Annotated in this window: 17 protein-coding genes and 1 pseudogene; 11 read left to right on the forward strand and 7 right to left on the reverse strand. The window is 65.3% G+C overall.

What is annotated here, in order from left to right; translation table 11 throughout:
- Position 1 precedes the first annotated feature (1 nt).
- From HV744_RS04505 to HV744_RS04520, 4 genes are all read right to left on the reverse strand, one after another.
- On the reverse strand, positions 2 to 313 hold the full coding sequence (locus HV744_RS04505; RefSeq protein WP_175148342.1) for a BolA family protein: 312 nt from the start codon (positions 311 to 313) through the stop codon (positions 2 to 4).
- Position 314: 1 nt separating this feature from the next.
- The gene (locus HV744_RS04510) at positions 315 to 845 is read right to left on the reverse strand and encodes a septation protein A (protein ID WP_175148343.1); all 531 of its coding nucleotides are present in this window, start codon (positions 843 to 845) and stop codon (positions 315 to 317) included.
- 233 nt (positions 846 to 1,078) lie between these two features.
- Positions 1,079 to 1,501 carry a peptide-methionine (R)-S-oxide reductase MsrB gene (gene msrB / locus HV744_RS04515; protein ID WP_175148344.1) on the reverse strand — a complete coding sequence of 141 codons (423 nt, stop codon included), beginning with the start codon at positions 1,499 to 1,501 and terminating at the stop codon, positions 1,079 to 1,081.
- Between the two features lie 205 nt (positions 1,502 to 1,706).
- On the reverse strand, positions 1,707 to 3,263 hold the full coding sequence (locus HV744_RS04520) for a protein adenylyltransferase SelO (protein WP_175148345.1): 1,557 nt from the start codon (positions 3,261 to 3,263) through the stop codon (positions 1,707 to 1,709).
- A gap of 186 nt (positions 3,264 to 3,449) precedes the next feature.
- Here HV744_RS04520 and HV744_RS04525 point away from each other — a divergent pair, with 186 nt between their 5' ends.
- From HV744_RS04525 to HV744_RS04535, 3 genes are all read left to right on the forward strand, one after another.
- Complete coding sequence (locus HV744_RS04525; protein WP_175148346.1) at positions 3,450 to 5,135, forward strand: 3-(methylthio)propionyl-CoA ligase; 1,686 nt, start codon at positions 3,450 to 3,452, stop codon at positions 5,133 to 5,135.
- A 172-nt stretch (positions 5,136 to 5,307) separates the two neighbouring features.
- Complete coding sequence (locus HV744_RS04530) at positions 5,308 to 7,392, forward strand: 3-hydroxyacyl-CoA dehydrogenase NAD-binding domain-containing protein (protein ID WP_175148347.1); 2,085 nt, start codon at positions 5,308 to 5,310, stop codon at positions 7,390 to 7,392.
- Between the two features lie 196 nt (positions 7,393 to 7,588).
- Complete coding sequence (locus tag HV744_RS04535; protein ID WP_175148348.1) at positions 7,589 to 8,767, forward strand: acetyl-CoA C-acyltransferase; 1,179 nt, start codon at positions 7,589 to 7,591, stop codon at positions 8,765 to 8,767.
- 136 nt (positions 8,768 to 8,903) lie between these two features.
- Here the strand turns inward: HV744_RS04535 and HV744_RS04540 are convergent, their stop codons facing one another.
- Positions 8,904 to 9,425: an LEA/WHy family protein gene (locus tag HV744_RS04540; RefSeq protein ID WP_175148349.1), complete on the reverse strand. Its 522-nt coding sequence runs from the start codon at positions 9,423 to 9,425 to the stop codon at positions 8,904 to 8,906.
- 168 nt (positions 9,426 to 9,593) lie between these two features.
- On the opposite strand from HV744_RS04540, the pseudogene HV744_RS04545 reads away from it, so the two are divergent.
- From HV744_RS04545 to HV744_RS04565, 5 genes and pseudogenes are all read left to right on the forward strand, one after another.
- Positions 9,594 to 10,175: pseudogene (locus tag HV744_RS04545) on the forward strand (aminotransferase class I/II-fold pyridoxal phosphate-dependent enzyme); the annotation flags it as partial.
- Between the two features lie 241 nt (positions 10,176 to 10,416).
- A complete protein-coding gene (locus tag HV744_RS04550) occupies positions 10,417 to 10,905 on the forward strand; it encodes a PaaI family thioesterase (protein WP_175148350.1) in 489 nt (162 codons plus the stop codon).
- A gap of 128 nt (positions 10,906 to 11,033) precedes the next feature.
- Positions 11,034 to 12,032 carry an NADP-dependent oxidoreductase gene (locus HV744_RS04555; RefSeq protein ID WP_175148351.1) on the forward strand — a complete coding sequence of 333 codons (999 nt, stop codon included), beginning with the start codon at positions 11,034 to 11,036 and terminating at the stop codon, positions 12,030 to 12,032.
- Between the two features lie 64 nt (positions 12,033 to 12,096).
- Positions 12,097 to 13,008, forward strand: coding sequence for an SDR family oxidoreductase (locus HV744_RS04560; RefSeq protein ID WP_175148352.1), 912 nt, complete (start codon positions 12,097 to 12,099; stop codon positions 13,006 to 13,008).
- 84 nt (positions 13,009 to 13,092) lie between these two features.
- Positions 13,093 to 14,052: an alpha/beta hydrolase gene (locus HV744_RS04565; RefSeq protein WP_175148353.1), complete on the forward strand. Its 960-nt coding sequence runs from the start codon at positions 13,093 to 13,095 to the stop codon at positions 14,050 to 14,052.
- A gap of 72 nt (positions 14,053 to 14,124) precedes the next feature.
- Here the strand turns inward: HV744_RS04565 and HV744_RS04570 are convergent, their stop codons facing one another.
- Positions 14,125 to 14,970, reverse strand: coding sequence for an NRDE family protein (locus HV744_RS04570; RefSeq protein WP_175148354.1), 846 nt, complete (start codon positions 14,968 to 14,970; stop codon positions 14,125 to 14,127).
- A gap of 95 nt (positions 14,971 to 15,065) precedes the next feature.
- Complete coding sequence (gene ygfZ / locus HV744_RS04575; RefSeq protein WP_175148355.1) at positions 15,066 to 16,163, reverse strand: CAF17-like 4Fe-4S cluster assembly/insertion protein YgfZ; 1,098 nt, start codon at positions 16,161 to 16,163, stop codon at positions 15,066 to 15,068.
- Positions 16,164 to 16,241: 78 nt separating this feature from the next.
- On the opposite strand from ygfZ, the gene mltG reads away from it, so the two are divergent.
- The 3 genes from mltG (at position 16,242) to HV744_RS04590 (ending at position 19,000) form a co-directional block, all read left to right on the forward strand.
- The gene (gene mltG, locus HV744_RS04580) at positions 16,242 to 17,252 is read left to right on the forward strand and encodes an endolytic transglycosylase MltG (protein ID WP_175148486.1); all 1,011 of its coding nucleotides are present in this window, start codon (positions 16,242 to 16,244) and stop codon (positions 17,250 to 17,252) included.
- Positions 17,252 to 17,872: a dTMP kinase gene (tmk, locus tag HV744_RS04585; RefSeq protein ID WP_175148487.1), complete on the forward strand. Its 621-nt coding sequence runs from the start codon at positions 17,252 to 17,254 to the stop codon at positions 17,870 to 17,872. Before mltG ends, tmk begins: the two co-directional genes overlap by 1 nt.
- A gap of 93 nt (positions 17,873 to 17,965) precedes the next feature.
- On the forward strand, positions 17,966 to 19,000 hold the full coding sequence (locus HV744_RS04590; RefSeq protein ID WP_175148356.1) for a DNA polymerase III subunit delta': 1,035 nt from the start codon (positions 17,966 to 17,968) through the stop codon (positions 18,998 to 19,000).
- The last annotated feature ends 16 nt before the right edge of the window (positions 19,001 to 19,016 follow it).

Consider the following 19,016-nt stretch of genomic DNA (forward strand, 5'->3'; position numbering starts at 1 on the left):
CCTAGCGGGGCAACAAAGCGAATTCTTCGGGCGTATACGCCGTGATTGCAAGGGCATGAATGCCGCGCTGCATGGCATCGGCCAGCGCATCATACACCATGCGATGCCGCGCCACGCGGGCCTGGCCGGCAAATGCGGCCGCCACGATCGTGACACTGAAATGACCGCCGGCTAGGGCGCCGGCGTGGCCCGCGTGCTGCGCGCTGTCGTCGGTGATGCTGATCGACGCGACCGGCGCGAGCGCGGCGGTCAGGCGCGCTTCGATCAGCGCGGCGCGCTCGGCGGTGGTGGCGTGCATGAAAACATCGCTCATGTCATTCTTCCTTCATGTATTTCGACAGCCACAAACTCTGTCCGACGATGAAGACCAGCAGGCAGCCGGTCGCGCCGAATAGCTTGAAATTGACCCATTGGTCGGTCGTGTAGTGGTACGCGACGAACAGGTTGACGAGCCCGAGCAGCACAAAGAACACTGCCCAGAGGAGGTTCAGCTTGCCCCAGATCGCGTGCGGCAGCGTGATCTGCTTGCCCATCATCGCTTCGATCAGGTTCTTGTTGAAGGCCAGTTGTGAGACGATCAGCGCGACGGAAAACGCCCAGTACAGCACGGTCGGCTTCCACTTGATGAACGTGTCGTTGTGCAGCACGAGCGTTGCGCCGCCGAACACGGTGACGACGCCGAGGCTCACCCACAGCATAGGGTCGACCTTGCGGTGGCGGAAGGCCACCCACGCGATCTGCACCAGCGTGGCGACGATCGCCACTGCCGTCGCCGTGAAAATGCCCCAGATCTTGAAGGCGACGAAGAACAGGATGATCGGGAACAGATCGAACAGGAATTTCATTATCTGGTCGGGTATTCGGAGAGTGAGTCGAAGGGTGAGGGGCGCGGTGCGAAGCGCCCGGTGGTGTGCAAGCCGCGCGAACCCGCCGCGGCGGTTGACAGACGGCGTGCCGGGCCGTGCGCAGCGGGCTTGCCGCGCCAGGACGGCAAGCCCGCGAACCGGGTGACGAGCGTCGCGGCCGGCGGACCCCGATCTCGGACGCCGGCCGGCTACGCGCCGGACTCCGCGCTGCGTTACCTGGGCTCGAATTGTAACGCAGCCGAATTGATGCAGTAGCGCAGACCGGTCGGCGCGGGGCCGTCTTCGAACACGTGGCCCAGATGCGCGCCGCAGTTCTTGCATTGCACTTCGATGCGCAGCATGCCGTGCGAGCGGTCGGTTTTCTCCGCGATCACTTCGCCGTTGATCGGCTTGAAGTAGCTCGGCCAGCCGCAACCGGCGTCGAACTTGGTGTCCGATTCGAATAGCGGCGTGCCGCAGCACACGCAGTCGTAGATGCCGCGCTCCCAGTGATCGTGATAGCGACCCGTGAACGGGCGCTCGGTCGCCGCGTGGCGCGTCACCTGGTATTCGATGTCGGAGAGCTGCTTGCGCCACTCGGCGTCGTCTTTCTGCACGGCGGGCGCGTCGGTGTTGAGGTCGTCGGGCTGGTTCATGGTCGGGTTCCTGTCTCGGGCTTGTTTTGAGGGCTGCTCAGTGGGTGGGCTTGAGCCGGCCTTCGGTCGGCCGTTGGTCGGCCTTCAGTCGGCTTTCCTGCGGCCTTCGTTCAGGCTGCATCGTGGCTTCGGGCGGAGTCAGGCGGCTTCGGCTCATCACACGGAATCAGGCGTAGTCAGGCGGATTCTGGCGCCTGGCGGCGCGTCACGACGAGCAGCTCACTTCCAGCGAGCTCGCCCAGTCCGGCGGCAGCCCCGCATAGGCCTCGTGCTCGGGCTGTTCGTCGAACGGGCGGCGCAGCACTGCCGCCAGACGCTGCACTTCGGAGAAATCCTTCTCTTTCGCGCGGCGGATCGCCGTTTCCGCCAGGTGATTGCGAAGTACGAATTTGGGGTTCACACGGTTCATTGCAATGGCGCGCGCGGCGTCGTCGCGTGTTTCTTCGGACAGGCGCGCGCGATAGTCGTTCGCCCACGCATCGAACGCGGCGCGATCGAGAAACAGGTCGCGCACCGGCGCGTCACCGCTCGCGTCGTGTTTCGACAGGCGCGCCAGATTGCGGAAGGTCAGCGTGAAATCGGCGCGGTTCGCGTGCATCACTTCGAGCAGGCGATTGACCAGCGCGTCGTCGCCGTCGCGCTCGCTGTCGAGGCCGAGCTTCGCGCGCATGCGCCGCTCCAGCGCCGGCGCGAAACGCTCCTTGAAGCCGCCGAGCACGCGCTGCGCGTCTTCGATCGCCTTGTCGCCGCGCACGCTTTCGTCATGCTGTGCGCCGAGCAAGGGCAACAACCCTTGGGCGAGACAGAACAGATTCCAGTAGGCGATCTGCGGCTGCATCCGGTACGCGTATCGGCCTTGCGAATCGGAGTGGTTGCAGATGTAGCCGGCATCGAAGCCGTCCATGAAACCGAATGGGCCGTAGTCGATCGTCAGACCCAGGATCGACATGTTGTCGGTATTCATCACGCCGTGACAGAAGCCGACCGCCTGCCACTCGACCATCAGGTCGGCGGTGGACAGCACCGCTTCGTTGAGCAGCGCGAGATACGGGTCGTCGGCGTCGCGGCAATGCGGATAGAAACGCTCGATCACGTGATCGGCGAGCGCGCGCAGCGCGTCGGTGCGATCGTTCGAATAGAAGTGCTCGAAGTGGCCGAAGCGCACGAAGCTCGGCGCCACGCGCGTGACCACCGCGGCGGTTTCGACCGTCTCGCGCCGCACCGGCTGATCGGAGCCGATCACGCACAGCGCGCGGGTGGTCGGGATGCCGAGGTGATACATCGCTTCCGAACACAGATACTCGCGAATCGACGAGCGCAACACCGCGCGGCCATCGCCCATGCGCGAATAGGGTGTACGTCCCGCGCCCTTGAGCTGCAGCTCGAAGCGTTGCCCGTCATGTTCGATTTCGCCGAGAACCAGCGCGCGGCCGTCGCCGAGCTGGCCCGCCCACACGCCGAACTGATGGCCCGAGTACACCGACGCATAAGGCAGCGCGTCGGCCGGCCACTCACGTGTGGCGTTGCCGGTGAACAGTTCGGCGAAGCCAGGATCGTTCTGAAGACCCGGCTCCATGCCGAGCAGCGCGGCGGTCTCCGCGGAGAACCCGACCATGTACGGCGCGCCGAGCGGCGCGGCGGGCAGGCGCGTCAGAAATGCGCTGCCGAGCCGCGCAAATGCGCCTGGCGGCGAGGTGACAAGAGCGTTGGAAAACTCCGCTAGAGCTTCGGATAACCCTGCAATGCTTGGGGAAAACGACATATTGAGCGCCTCTGGATTAGCCGATATTGTAAGTCCGCGCCCGCGGAGCTGCTGGCCGGGGTTTGAGCAATGCCGCACTCATCATTCGCCGGCCTGCCGGATTTCGCTGTTGGCGCATCCCGATGCGCCCGATCGGTTCCGGCCACAACCCGATTCAAACAGAACAAGCCGAGGAGACCACGCTTTATGACGACGCCGCTGCTGGGCCAGATGATGGATGTGCCGCTCACTGTGTCCTCGTTGCTCGCGCATGCCGCACGGCATTTCGGCAGCACCGAAATCGTGTCGCGGCGCATTGAAGGCGATCTGCACCGCTACACCTACCGCGATTGCGAAAAGCGCGCAAAGCAGCTCGCGCAGGCGCTGATCGCGCTGGGCGTCGAACCCGGCGAGCGGGTCGCGACCCTCGCGTGGAACGGCTACCGGCATCTGGAAGCGTATTACGGTACGACTGGCTTCGGCGCCGTGTGCCACACGATCAACCCGCGTCTCTTTCCCGAGCAGATCGCCTACATCGTCAATCATGCCGACGATGCCTACGTGCTGTTCGACACCACGTTCGCGCCGCTCGTCGACGTGCTCGCGCCGCAATGCCCGAAAGTGCGCGGCTGGATCGCGCTGGCCGACGCAGCGCATCTGCCGGTCATGCAAACGCCGGTGCTCAGTTACGAGACGCTGATGGCCGCGCAGGACGGCAACTTCGCCTGGCCGCATATCGACGAGCGTCAGGCGTCGTACCTTTGCTACACATCTGGCACCACCGGCAATCCGAAGGGCGCGCTGTATTCGCAGCGCTCGACGGTACTGCATGCGTTCGGCGCCTCCTTGCCCGATGCGATGAGCCTGTCCGCGCGCGATGCGGTGCTGCCGGTCGTGCCGATGTTCCATGTGAACGCGTGGGGCATTCCGCACGCCGCGCCGTTGACCGGCGCGAAGCTGGTATTCCCCGGCAAGGACCTCGACGGCAAGTCGCTTTATGAACTGATGGAAAGCGAGCGCGTCACGTATTCGGCCGGCGTGCCGACCGTGTGGCTTGGCTTGCTGAACTATCTGCGCGAGGCGGGCGTGAAGTTTTCGTCGCTCAATCGCACCGTGATCGGCGGCTCCGCGTGTCCGCCGGCGATGCTGCGCACGTTCGAGGACGACTACGGCGTGCAGGTGATCCACGCGTGGGGCATGACCGAAATGTCGCCGCTCGGCACCTTGTCGAAACTGACGTGGGAGCAAAGCCAGCGGCCGCTCGCCGAGCAGCGCAAATCGCTCGAAAAGCAGGGCCATGCGATCTATGGCGTCGACATGAAGATCGTCGGCGAGGACGGGCGGGAATTGCCGTGGGACGGCGTCGCGTTCGGCGATCTGCATGTGCGCGGGCCGTGGGTGATCGACCGGTATTTCCGCAAGGACGAGTCGCCGCTGGTGGACGGCTGGTTTCCGACCGGCGACGTCGCGACCATCGACCCCGACAGTTTCCTGCACATCACCGACCGCTCGAAGGACGTGATCAAATCCGGCGGCGAATGGATCAGTTCGATCGACGTCGAGAACGTCGCTATTGCACATCCGGCGGTAGCGGAAGCGGCGTGCATCGCGTGCGCGCATCCGAAGTGGACCGAGCGTCCGCTGCTGGTGGTGGTCAGGCGCGCGGGCTTCGACGTGACGCGCGAGGAACTGCTCGCGTTCTACCAAGGCAAGGTGGCCCGCTGGTGGATCCCCGACGACGTCGCGTTCGTCGACCAACTGCCGCACACGGCCACCGGCAAGCTGCAGAAACTGAAGCTGCGCGAGCTCTTCCGCGATCATGTGCTGCCCTCCGCGCTCGAGGACGAAAAGAACTGTCCGCTTGGTCCGCTTGCCAGGGGAAACCCCGTCTAACGATAAATTGAACGAGCGTGCTTTTTTGTGTATCCTGCCTGCTGACCCCGGGACAATCGGCCAGAAAGTTGGACAATGAGTTGGGCAATGCGCCAATTCGATTGAACCGGACAGGCGGCGCGTGATGCCGCCTTAATCGCATGATTGGCATCGATCGCATGGAGGCAGGCAGATGGCAGTGGACTACACAACTCATGACGGCGTGGCCGTCATCACGCTGAACAATCCTCCGGTGAACGGCCTCGGGCTGTCGACGCGAGCTGGCATCGTCGAAGGGATCGAGCGCGCGCAGAACGATCCGGCCATCAAGGCCATCGTGCTGACGGGCGCCGGCAAGGCCTTCTCGGGCGGCGCCGACATCACCGAATTCAACACGCCGAAGGCGACCCAGGAGCCGACGCTCGCCACGGTCATCAAGATCGTCGAAGGCAGCGTGAAGCCGGTGGTCGCGGCGATTCACAGCGTCGCGATGGGCGGCGGCCTCGAACTGGCGCTCGGCGCGCATTACCGGATCGCCGCACCCGGCGCGCAGATCGCGCTGCCGGAAGTGAAGCTCGGCATCCTGCCGGGCGCGGGCGGGACGCAGCGTCTGCCGCGCGCGATCGGCCTCGAAGCCGCGCTCAACATGATCGTCTCCGGCGCGCCGGTGCTGTCGGAGAAACTGGCCGACTCGGGTCTGTTCGACGAAGTCGTGCAAGGCGATCTGGCCGAAGCGGCGCTCGCGTTCGCCCGCAAGGTCGGCGCGAAGGAAGGCCCGCATCCGAAGGTGCGCGAGCGCAAGATCGAGCATCCGAACGCGGCCGGTTTCATCCAGTTCGCGCGCAACAGCGTTGCAGGCATCGCAAAGAATTTCCCGGCGCCGCACAAATGTATCGACGCTGTCGAAGCGGGCGTGCAGAACGGTTTCGACAAGGGCCTCGAGTTTGAGCGCGAATGCTTTATCGCGCTCGTGCAGACGCCGGAAAGCCATGCGCTGCGTCACGCGTTCTTCGGCGAACGCGCGGCCAGCAAGATTCCCGACGTGCCTGCCGACACGCCGGTGCGCGACATCAGCACGGTAGCGGTGATCGGCGCCGGCACGATGGGCGGCGGCATCGCGATGAACTTCATCAACGCGGGCATTCCGGTCACGCTGCTGGAAACCAGACAGGAAGCGCTCGACCGTGGCTTGGCCACGATCCGCAAGAACTACGAAGCCACCGTCAAGAAGGGCAAGCTCAAGCCCGAAGCGCTCGAACAGCGGATGGCGCTGATCACGCCCACGCTTTCCTACGACGACCTGAAGCACGCGGATCTGATCGTCGAAGCCGTGTTCGAAGAACTCGGCGTGAAAGAGCAGGTGTTCAAGCGTCTTGACGAAGTCGCCAAACCCGGCGCGATCCTCGCGTCGAACACGTCGACGCTCGACGTCGACAAGATCGCCGCGTTCACGAAGCGTCCGCAGGACGTGGTCGGCTTGCACTTCTTCAGCCCGGCCAACGTGATGAAGCTGCTCGAAGTGGTGCGCGGCAAGGACACGGCGAAGGACGTGCTCGCCACCGTGATGAAGCTCGCGAAGAAGATCAGGAAGACCGCGGTGGTCTCGGGTGTATGCGACGGCTTCATCGGCAACCGGATGATCGAGCAATACATTCGTCAGGCGCTCTTCATGCTCGAGGAAGGCGCGCTGCCCGCGCAGGTCGACCGCGCAATCGAGAAATTCGGCTTCGCGATGGGTCCGTTCCGCATGAGCGATCTGGCCGGCAACGACATCGGCTGGGCGATTCGCAAGCGCCGCTATCTGGAACATCCGGACATGCACTACTCGAAGATCGCCGATCGTCTGTGCGAGATGGGGCGCTTCGGCCAGAAGACCGGCGGCGGCTGGTACGACTACAAGGCGGGCGACCGCACCGCGTATCCGTCGAACGTGGTCGACGAGATGATCGGCGAGTTCTCGAAAGATACCAACGCCGCGCGCCGCAAGATCGGCGACGAGGAAATCGTCGAGCGCCTCGTGTTCGCGCTCGTCAACGAAGGCGCGAAGATTCTCGAAGAAGGCATTGCGTCGAAAGCGTCGGATATCGACATGGTCTATCTGACCGGCTACGGCTTCCCGCTCTATCGCGGCGGCCCGATGCTGTACGCGGATACGGTCGGCCTCTACAACGTCGAGCGCGCGATTCGCCGCTACGCGGCGCGGCCGAACGGCGACGCGTGGCAACTGGCGCCGGGCATCGCGGAGCTGGCCGCCAAAGGCCGTGGGTTCAACGATTGAGCGGGCTGAGCCGGCTGAATGGCCGCTCGAGTGAAATGACTGAGGTGGCGCGCTGCGGCGCTCCAGCCGCCCGGCGATTCGCCAACGCGCCACCATCGACATCTGGAAGTACCGACCAACTTGTATGGGACCAGAGTAACCGCTGAAGCGCCAACTCTGGTCGACCGCAATAACTTGCATGGGATGGGAGACATGTATGACTGACGCCGTAATCGTATCGACCGCCCGCACGGGTCTCGCCAAATCATGGCGCGGCGGTTTCAACATGACGCACGGCGCGACGCTCGGCGGCCACGTGACCCAGGCCGCCGTCGAACGCGCGAAGCTCGACCCGGCGCGCGTCGAAGACGTGATCATGGGCTGCGCGAATCCGGAAGGCGCGACGGGCGCCAACATCGCGCGGCAGATCGCGTTGCGTGCCGGCTTGCCGGTCAGCGTGCCGGGCATGACGGTGAACCGTTTCTGTTCGTCGGGATTGCAAACTATTGCGCTTGCCGCGCAACGCGTGATCGCCGGTGAAGGCGATGTGTTCGTGGCGGGCGGCGTGGAATCGATCTCGTGCGTGCAGAACGAGATGAACCGCCACATGATGGCCGAAGGCTGGCTCAGCAAGAACAAGCCGGAAATCTACTGGTCGATGCTGCAGACCGCCGAGAACGTCGCGACGCGCTACTCGATCTCGAAAGAGCGTCAGGACGAATACGGCGTGCGCTCGCAGCAGCGCGCGGCGGCCGCGCTCGAAGCCGGCAAGTTCAAGGACGAGATCGTGCCGTTGACGGTGCTCGCCGGCGTCGCCGACAAAGCGAGCGGCCGTCTCTTCACGAAGGAAGTGACGGTCAGCAGCGACGAAGGCATTCGCGCCGACACGACGCTCGAAGGCGTGTCGAAGATTCGCACCGCGATGCCGGGCGGCGTGATCACCGCCGGCAATGCGAGCCAGTTTTCAGATGGCGCGTCGGCCTGCGTGGTGATGAACGCGAAGGTCGCGGAGCGTGAAGGCCTGCAACCGCTCGGCATGTTCCGCGGCTTCGCGGTGGCCGGTTGCGAGCCGGACGAGATGGGCATCGGCCCGGTGTTCGCGGTGCCGAAGCTGCTCAGGCAGGCGGGCCTGAAGGTCGAGGACATCGACCTGTGGGAGCTGAACGAAGCATTCGCGGTGCAGGTGCTGTATTGCGCGGACAAGCTCGGCATTCCGCACGACCGTCTGAACGTGAACGGCGGCGCGATTGCGGTCGGCCATCCGTATGGCGTGTCGGGCGCGCGGCTGACCGGGCACGCGTTGATCGAAGGCAAGCGGCGTGGCGCGAAGCTGGTCGTCGTGACGATGTGTATCGGCGGCGGCCAGGGCGCGGCAGGGCTGTTCGAAGTGGTTTGATCCGGTTCAGGCGGAGCTGGGACGGCGGGTGCTGTGGGGTTCGTTGCGGTGGCGACCAATCCGCAGCACTGTTTTTTTATCTGCGCTTTCTCCAACAGCGGTTGCCGGACTCAGTTGCCTGATTCAATTGCAGGCATCACGGCGAAGTCGGGCCACGCGGCGACAGGCTCAACGTTCCTTGATTGGTAAATCGCGTCGTACCCGTCAAGCCGCTCGCGAGCTTGCCGCGCAGAATGTACGGAATCTGCCCCGACTGCGCGGCGTCCGCGAGCGCGAAGGCCTGGCGAACCGCAGCGAAAGCCGGCACGGTCAGTGGCACGGTGACGACGGTTTCGCCGAAGCGCTGCACGGTGCCGCCCTGGTCGCTGACGCCGCTGGCGAACGGCTTGCCGTTCAGTTCGAGTTCGAGCGACACGCCGTTGAAGCTGACCGTGGAGTCGTTGGGATTCTGCACGCGCAGTTTGATATTGAAGCGCATCTCCAGCCCCTGGCTGTCGATCGGCTCGATGCCGGCCACACTGACGCGCAACGGGTCGGCCCCCAACAGGCCGGCGCAGCCATTGAGCGTCAGTGTGATGGTGGTGAAGAGGGCGACGATGATGAACAGGCGGCAAACACTGGACAAACGACCGGACAGCGGCGCGCGCAGGGAGGACATGACCGGCACCTCGAAGGAAGCGGGTTGATCATGCATTGTACCGGGAGGCGTCGCGCGGGCAGAGGCGTTTCAGGCGGCGCGCCGCAACCGTGTTCTGACGAGGCCAGCCAGATGATGCGCGGCCTGACGGATGTAGCTGTAAGTGCCTTTATCGGCGCACGGGGGGAGTACGACGAACGCGCTGATGCCGCACAGCCGCCCAGGTCGCTGAAAGCGTGGGACACCGACGGCACCGTGATCCATTGCACGTTGTTCAACAAGACGCTGGCGCCCGGCATGCGGGTCGGCTGGATCAACGGCGGACGCTGGCATCCGCGTATCGGCATGCTGAAGTTCGCGCAGTCGCGGCACAACGAGCAGTTGTCGCAAGTGGTGCTTGCCGGGTTCCTGGAAACGAGTGCGTACGAGCGGCATTTGCGGCGCTTGCGCGACGGCTTGCGGCTTCAGCGCGAACGGATGGCGGCGGCGGTGGCCGCGTCGTTTCCCGACGGCACGCGCTTCACGCCGCCGCGCGGCGGCATGTTTTTCTGGATCGAACTGCCGCGTGAAGTATCGTCGTCGGCTTTCTTCGATGCCGCGTTGGATGACGGCATTCGCGTGATGCCGGGGACGGTGTTTTCGAACGCGGGGCGTTTCGATCACTTCATTCGGCTGAGTTGTCCGGGTACGGATCCCGATCTGGCCGATCAAGCGGTGCGCAGGCTGGGGCGGTTGGCGGGACGGATGGCGGCGCATGCGCCGACGCGATAGCGGGTATCATTTCCTGCTGCGTGCGCCTACGGCTCCGCGTGCGTTTGGATGCCGCACGATGCGACGGGACGTCATGCAAAGCAATGCAGCGAATGCCGGGCATCAGCCGGGCAAATGGAATTGAAGCGACGCGAACAAGGTGATTCAGTGATCCATCACATTGTGATGTCAAAGCTCAACGAACAAAGCCAGCCTGCCGAAGGCGCCTCGCGCTCCGCCGACTACGAAACCTGAATACGCAATGACCGATTCATCCTCATCACCCAAAGCAGGCAGCCCATCTCTGCCCGAAAGCCCGTTCGTCGACCGCCTCGGCGCGCAGCTGTTGTCGGCCGCCGACGGCGTCAGCGAAGTCGTGCTGCCGTTGCAGGCCGATCATATGAACACGTGGGACGTCGCGCATGGCGGCGTCACGATGACGCTTGCCGACGTAGCGCTCGCGATGGCCGCACGCAGTCTGGCCGGCGACGGCGTCGGCGTCGTCACCGTCGAGATGAAGGTCAACTTCATGCAGCCGGGCCGCGGCGAATTGCGCGCGACCGGCCGCGTGTTGCACCGCTCGACCACCATGGCCTATTGCGAAGGCGAGATTCGCGACAGTGAAGGCCACTTCGTTGCCAAGGCGCTCGGCACCTTCAAATACATGCGCCGCCTGGCCGTCGGCCGCGGCGTGACGCAACAGCGCCTGCGCAGCGACCCGTCGGCGAAGCCCGGCCCCAGCGACGGCTGATCGGCCGATGCAGCGCGCGCGTTCCGGGTAAGCCGCACGCGTCAGTTGTGGCCTTTGTGCGCCGTTCGATTCACGCGCGCCGTTAAATCATTCACCGACCCAATCGGTAACTCAAGGAGACGACCGTCATGCCCCAGATCAACCGTCAACTCGTGCTGGCTTCGCGTCCGCAAGGCGCGGTCACGCCCGACAACTTCAAGCTCGTCGAAACGCCGCTCGCCCCGCTTGCCGATGGCGAATTGCGCGTGCGTAATCACTTCCTGTCGCTCGATCCGTACATGCGCGGCCGCATGAACGACAGCAAGTCGTACGCGGCGCCGCAGCCGCTGAACGAAGTGATGATCGGCGGCACGGTCGGCGAAGTGGTTGAGTCGAAGAATCCGAAGTTCGCGGTCGGCGACAAGGTCGTCGCGATGTTTGGCTGGCAGGAGTACGGCACGTCGAACGGAACCGGCGTGCAGAAAGTCGACGATACGCACGTGCCGCTGTCGGCCTGGCTGGGTCCGGTCGGCATGCCGGGCGTCACCGCGTGGTACGGGCTGAACCGGATCATCGCGCCGAAAGCGGGCGAGACGGTGGTGGTCAGCGCGGCGAGCGGCGCGGTGGGCAGCGTGGTCGGACAACTGGCGAAGCTGGCCGGCGCACGCGCGGTCGGCATCGCGGGCGGCGCGGACAAGTGCCGCTATGTGGTCGAGACGCTCGGCTTCGATGCCTGTGTCGATTACAAGGCCGGCAACCTGTATCAGGACCTCAAGGCCGTGACGCCGGATGGCGTGGACGGCTACTTCGAAAACGTCGGCGGCGAAGTGCTCGACGTGACGCTCGCACGCATGAACGCGTTCGGGCGCATCGCGCTGTGCGGGTTCATCGCGGGCTATGACGGCCAGCCGCTGCCGCTCAGGCAGCCGTCGTTGATGCTCACGCAGCGGCTGCTGGTGCAAGGCTTCATCGTCAGCGAACATATGGACGTGTGGCCGGAAGCGCTCAAGCAGTTGGGCACGCTGGTCGCGCAGAACAAGCTGCAATACCGCGAGACCATCGCGCAAGGGCTCGACGCGGCGCCGGAGGCGTTCATGGGTCTGCTCAAAGGCAAGAACTTCGGCAAGCAGCTCGTCAAGCTGATCTGAGCGCAGCAACGCATACAGGCAAGCGGCGCAGGCAGACAACGCCGCTCAACCCAGGAGTCAATGGATGTTCGAATTCGCAGGCAAGGTGGCCGTGATCACCGGGGCGGCTAGTGGTTTCGGCCGCGCGTTCGCGCAGAAGGGCGCGGCACTCGGCATGAAGCTCGTGCTGGCCGACGTGAATCCCGACGCGCTCGCGCAAACCGTCGAAGCGTTGCGCGAGAGCGGCGCCGAAGCGCTCGGCGTGCCGACCGACGTGTCGAACCCGGCCCAGGTCGAAGCGCTCGCGCAAGCGGCGCTCGCCGCGTTCGGCAAGGTGCACCTGCTCTTTAACAACGCGGGCGTGGGCTCGGGCGGCTTCCTGTGGGAAAGCTCGGCGAACGACTGGTCGTGGGTGTTCGGCGTCAACGTGATGGGCGTCGCGCACGGTGTGCGCGTCTTCACGCCGATCATGCTCGCGCAGAACGAGCCCGCGCATATCGTAAACACGGCGTCGGTCGCGGGCTTGCTGTCGCCGCCCGCGATGGGCATCTACAACGCGTCGAAACACGCGGTGGTGTCGCTGACCGAGACGCTCTATCAGGACCTGCAACTGGCGCAGGCGGCCCGCGTGCAAGCGGCGGCGGGCACACAAGCGGCGGGCGGCCTGGTCGGCTGTTCGCTGCTGTGCCCAGCCTTCGTGCCGACCGGCATCGCCGATGCGGAACGCTCGCGTCCTTCGGAACTGCGCAACGCCAGTGCTCCGACGCGCTCGCAGATCGCCGCCGGCAAGCAACTGCAACGCGCGGTGCAGTCTGGCAAGCTGAGCGCCGCCGATGTCGCCGACATCACCTTCGAAGCGATCGCCGCGCGGCGGTTCTACATCGTCACGCATCCGGCCATCATGGCGACGGTCAAGCTGCGTCACGAGGACATCGAGCAATGGCGCAATCCCACCGATCCGATGTCGCTGAAGCCCGAAGTGAAGAACGCGAGCTAGGCGCTCATCGCATTGCCGGCGCGTTTTGCGCCGGCTCTTTTTAACCTTCGGCGCGCAGGCGCCATCCGACGCAGCACGCGCACCATGCCGCTGAATCCGAAGATCGAGCAGGTGCTCGATATGATCGCGCGGGCCAAGCGCCCGCAGTACCACCACATGAGCGCGCAACAGGCGCGCGCGTCGTACGAAAAAAGCGCGCCGATCCTGGAGATCGCGAGCGCGCCGATGTTCACGCTCGAAGATCTGCGCATCCCGACGCGCGACGGCGCGACCATTCGCGCGCGTCTGTACCAGGCGGTCGAGCCGAGCTGGGCCGAGCCCGCACCGGCGCTGATCTACTATCACGGCGGCGGCTTCACGGTAGGCAGCGTCGATACGCACGACGCGCTGTGCCGGATGTTCGCGCGCGACGGCCAATGCACGGTGCTGTCGGTCGATTACCGGCTCGCGCCCGAGTACAAATTCCCCACCGCGGTTGAAGACGCGTTCGACGCATTGAGCTGGCTGCACGAGCACGCCGCGGAATACGGCGTCGACGCGCAGCGGCTCGCGGTCGGCGGCGACAGCGCGGGTGGCACGCTGGCGACGGTCTGCGCGGTGCTCGCACGCGACGCCGGCATCCGGCTCGCGTTGCAGTTGCTGATCTATCCGGGCACCACCGGCTATCAGCAAACCGATTCGCACTCGCGCCTCGCCGACGGCTTCCTGCTGTCGGGTGACACGATTCAATGGTTCTTCGAGCAATACGTGCGCGACACAGGCGATCGCGACGACTGGCGTTTCGCGCCGCTCGACGGCCAGCGTGGCGCGCCCGATTTCAGCGGTGTCACGCCGGCATGGATCGCGACCGCCGAATACGATCCGTTGAGCGATGAAGGCGATGCGTATGCGCAGAAGCTGCGTGCCTCGGGCAACGAGGTCACGCTCACGCGCTATCCAGGCATGATCCACGAGTTCTTCAAGATGGGCGGCTTCGTGCCCGAGGTCGCGAACGCGCATGCGGATGCCGCGGCGGCATTGCGCGCGGCGTTCGGGGTGGAGTAATTGCTGCTGTTGGTCTGAGGCGTCGGATCGATCGTCAGAAGAGCGCCAGACTATCGCGACGCGAAGCGCCCCTCACGCAATCTCACGCTCGATATTGAACGCGAAGCTGCGCTCGAAATCCCCGGGGCGCACGATCCGATGCGAGCCGTTGTCGTCGCTGCGCTCGGCGACAGCCACGCTGATCACCTCACCATGCGCGGCCACCCGCAACGCGGTCGTGCCGCGCGTGCCATATTCCGGCGATTCGATAAACGCCGCCGACAACACCCGTTCGCGTTCGAGCGGAATGCCGGTGGACGGCAGTTCGTCGTCGCGCGCGAGACGCGGATCGCGCATCAGATCGATCAGACGCTCGAGCGGCGGCATCGCGTCGCGCGTAAGCAGGGTGCTCAGCTCGGCGCGCTTTTTCACCAGCTTCGGCCAAGCGGTATCGAGCACCGCGTTCGAGATGCCGTGCGTGCCCGGCGTGAGCAGAGCGGGCGCGCGCTCCGAGCGGTTGCAATACCAGGCGAGTTCGCGGCGCGCCCAGTCGCCCACCAGCAGATTGAAGCCGTTATAGATGTCGCCGGTTAGCGCGACGTGTTGCAGATACGCGAGCGGAGTCTCATGCAGGCTGCCATTCGCATCGCGCGCCGGACCGCTCAGCCAGTCGCTGACGAGCGTGCCACGGGTCGGCGCGTCGGCGCGCATTTCGTGCGGCGCGCGGTAATTGGTCAGCGCGGCGAAGCGGCCGTCGCGCGACAGTCCGAGCCACGTGCCGCCGCCCACCAGATCGCGGCCGGCCAGCACGGTCGGCGCGTGCTGCCACCAGCCGATCGGTTCGGCCGTGCGGCGAAAGAATTCGTCGCGATTCGCGGCGAGCGTGAGAAGCGGGCCGTCGACCGCGTCGGGCCGCCAGTCGAAAACGATCAGACACATCGGGGGGCGTCTCCCGGTGAGGGGCCGTTGGCGTTGTTGATGAGGCCAGCAAAAAGCGGCGCCTGATTGCGCCGCTTCGGACCGTGCAGGGGTGTTTAGACCTCGGCCGGCAACCCGTACGGCAGCGCGAGGAACCGCAGCGCCGGGCCATCGGCCGCGCCCAGATGCACCGAGCCGCTTTCCAGTGCCGCGAGCTTGATCTCGACCAGCAGATCGACCCCGCCGCCTCGCGCCGACGCCGCATTCACGATCATCCCGCACGGCTGGCCGGGATCGTCCGAATGGAACAGTTCCGCGCCGGGCCTGACGGTTTCGAGTTCGCCGTCCACGTTGGCGAGCGACGTGCGCCGCTTGATCGTGCCGCGATACTGGCTGCGCGCGACCACTTCCTGGCCCGGATAGCAGCCTTTGCGGAAATTCACCGCGCCGAGCACGTCGAAGTTGACCATTTGCGGCACGAACTGCTCGACCACCGGCTGGGTGATGCGCGGCTCGCCCGCGCGGATGTCGAGCCAGTCCCACACCGCCGGCGACACGCGCTGGAGTTTTTCATCGAGCAAGGGCAGGTGGGCCTCGACCTGCGCCTTCGGGCCGACCCACAGATAACGCAGACGCGCGAGCGCATCCGGCACGCGAATCAGCGAGCCCGCCGTCCCGTCCACCTGCACATGCACGCCGTCGGGCAGCGCGTCGAACACGCCGGACAGCGCTTTACGCACGTCGCCGGCGAGACCCACCACCGCCAGCTCGCCGCTCGCGTCGACGAGCTTCGCCTTGGCGCGCAGGATGAACATCGATAGCCGCTTCTGCACCGCGGCCTGCACGTCTTTCGACAGCAGCATGCGGATCGTGTCGCCGCTGCGCCACGTCAGGAGCGACGCCAGCAGCCGGCCCTTGGCCGAGCAGTAGCCGGCCAGACGCGCGCTGGCGGCATCGAGATGCTGGGTGTCGTTGGTCAACTGGCCGTGCAGGAAGCTCGCCGCGTCGTCGCCGGTGGCGTCGATCACGCCGAACTGCGCGAGCGGCATGTACGCGCCGTGATGGATCACGGCGTCGAATTCATCGGCCGACGGGCGCGGCAACACTGGCAGCCCGGCGGGCGCGACGGCTGCCGGGGCGGCCGCGGGGCTCGACGTGAGTCCTGAAGCCGGACTCGAAGCGGTGCCTGAAGCGGTAGCGAGCGGTGTGTTCATGGATTCCGGGAACAGTCAATTCTGACTTTGGCTAAGGCAAACAAGTATTATATGCAGTCCAACCCTGCCACGTTTCGCATGTCCCTTCTGAAGAAATGTTTCGTCGCCGGCTCAATCGTCGTTGTGCTGGCCGCTGCCGCAATCGCTGGCGGTTATCACTGGGCCACCAGTCCGCTCGACCTGACCCCCGCGCAACTCGACGTCACCGTCAAACCGCACAGCAGCCTGCGCAGCGTCGCGCAGCAGCTCAATCGCGGCGGCGTGCCGGTCGAGCCTGAACTGTTCATCGCCATGACGCGGCTGCTGGGCCTGCAGACCGATCTGAAGTCGGGCAACTACGAGTTCAAGACCGGCGTGACGCCGTACGAAGTGCTGCAAAAAATCGCCCGCGGCGACGTCAACGAATACGTGGCGACGATTATCGAAGGCTGGACCTTCAAGCGCATGCGCGCCGAGCTGGACGCCAATCCGGCGCTCAAGCACGACACCCTGGGCATGAGCGACGCCGACCTGATGAACGCGATCGGCGCGCCGGAAGCGTCGCTCGGCAATGGCGAGGGGCTGTTCTTCCCGGACACGTATCTGTTCGACAAGAACACCAGTGACCTCGACGTGTACCGCCGCGCGTATCGGCTGATGCGCGTGCGGCTGGACGAGGCGTGGCTCGCGCGGGCGCCGGACCTGCCGTACAAGACGCCTTACGACGCGTTGACGATGGCGTCGATCATCGAAAAGGAAACCGGCAAGAAGTCGGACCGGCCGATGGTGGCCGCGGTGTTCGCGAACCGTCTGCGTGCGGGCATGCCGCTGCAGACCGACCCGACCGTGATCTACGGCATGGGCGACAGCTACACCGGCCACATCAGAAAGAAAGACCTGCAGACCGACACTCCCTACAATACCTACACCCGGATGGGCCTGCCGCCCACTCCCATCTCGCTGCCCGGGGTCGCGTCGCTGCAGGCGGCGCTGAACCCGGCGCAAAGCACCGCGCTGTACTTCGTGTCGCGCGGTGACGGCAGCAGCATCTTTTCTGACACCCTCGGCGATCACAACAAGGCCGTGGACAAATACATTCGAGGGCAATGATGGCGCGGGGCAAATTCATCACGTTTGAGGGCATCGACGGAGCCGGCAAGACGACTCACCTCGGCTGGTTTCGCGAGCGGCTCGAACAGAAAGTCGCGAGCACCGGCCGCTCGATCGTCATGACCCGCGAGCCCGGCGGCACGCCGCTCGGCGAACAGATCCGCAAGATCGTGCTGCACCAGAAGATGGACCTCGAAACTGAGGCGCTGCTGATGTTCGCGCTGCGCCGCCAGCATCTGGCCGAAGTGATCGAGCCGGCGCTCGCGCGCGGCGACTGGGTGCTGTCGGACCGTTTTACCGACGCGACTTTCGCCTATCAGGGTGGCGGCCGCGGACTGCCGCGTGACAAGCTGGAAACGCTGGAGCGCTGGGTGCAGGGCGGCTTTCAGCCGGACCTGACGGTGCTGTTCGACCTGCCGCCCGAGATCGCCAACGAACGGCGCAGCGCGGCGCGCGATCCGGATCGCTTCGAGAGCGAATCGGCGGCGTTTTTCGGCCGCACTCGCACCGAATATTTGCGCCGCGCGGAAGAGGCGCCGTACCGTTTCGCTATCATCGACTCTTCGCAGAGCATTGCGCGAATTCAGAAGCAACTTGAAGAACTGATCGCAATTCTTTGATTTTAAAAGAATATAATTCCGGTTTATAACGTGTGCAAAGTTGGCGTGACATCTCACGTAATGCTATCAACTGATTGATTTCAAAGAGAAACGATGATTTATCCGTGGCAAGCCGATGACTGGAACCGCCTGCAGCAGCTGCGCGGCCACTGGCCGCACGCGTTGTTGCTGCATGGACAGGCCGGCATCGGCAAGCTGCGCTTCGCGCAACATCTCGCGCAAGGGCTGCTGTGCGAGGCACAGCAGGCCGACGGCGAGCCGTGCGGCACGTGCGTGGCCTGCAACTGGTTCGCGCAGGGCAATCATCCGGACTACCGGATCGTCGTGCCCGAGGCGCTCGCCGCGGAAGCCGGCGTGGGCGCCGCCGCCGACGAAAAAGTCGACAAGGCCGACGCCGACGAAGGCAAGAAGACCCGCACGCCCAGCAAGGAAATCAAGATCGAGCAGATTCGTGGCCTGCTCGACTTCGTCGGCGTGGGTTCGCACCGCGGCGGTGCGCGCGTGGTCGTGCTGTATCCGGCGGAAGGGCTGAATGTCGCGGCGGCCAACGCGTTGCTCAAGACACTCGAAGAACCGCCGGCGGGCGTCGTGTTCCTGATGGTGTCGGCGCGTATCGACCGTCTGTTGCCCACCATCATCAGCCGCTGCCGCCAATGGCCGATGAGCGTGCCGGCGCTCGCCGTGGCGACGCAGTGGCTGGCCGCGCAAGGCGTCGCCGAAGCGCCGGCGCTGCTCGCCGAAGCCGGCGGCGCGCCGCTCGCGGCGCTCGCGCTCGCCAGCGACGAAAACCGCACGCTGCGCGACTGGACCTTGAAGCAACTGGCCGCCGGTCCGGATTGCGACGCCTTCGCCTGCGGCGAGGCGCTGCAGAAGCTGCCCGTGCCGCTGGTGCTGGGCTGGCTGCAACGCTGGATGTACGATCTGCTGGCGCAGCGCACCGCCGGCGCGCCGCGTTATTTTCCGCAGGCGTCGGCGGCGTTGACGCGCTGCGCGTCGCAGGCGGATGCCAGCGCGTTCGCGCGCTTCATGCGCACCGTGACGCGCCAGCGCGCTGTCGAGAACCATCCGCTGAACGCGCGGCTGGTGTTCGAGGAGCTGTTTATCGGCTACCGCGAGTTGTTCGTGTAAGCCTGCCCGTGGGACG

This window comes from Paraburkholderia ultramafica (genome assembly GCF_902859915.1).
In the GTDB taxonomy this organism is placed as follows: Bacteria; Pseudomonadota; Gammaproteobacteria; order Burkholderiales; family Burkholderiaceae; genus Paraburkholderia; species Paraburkholderia ultramafica.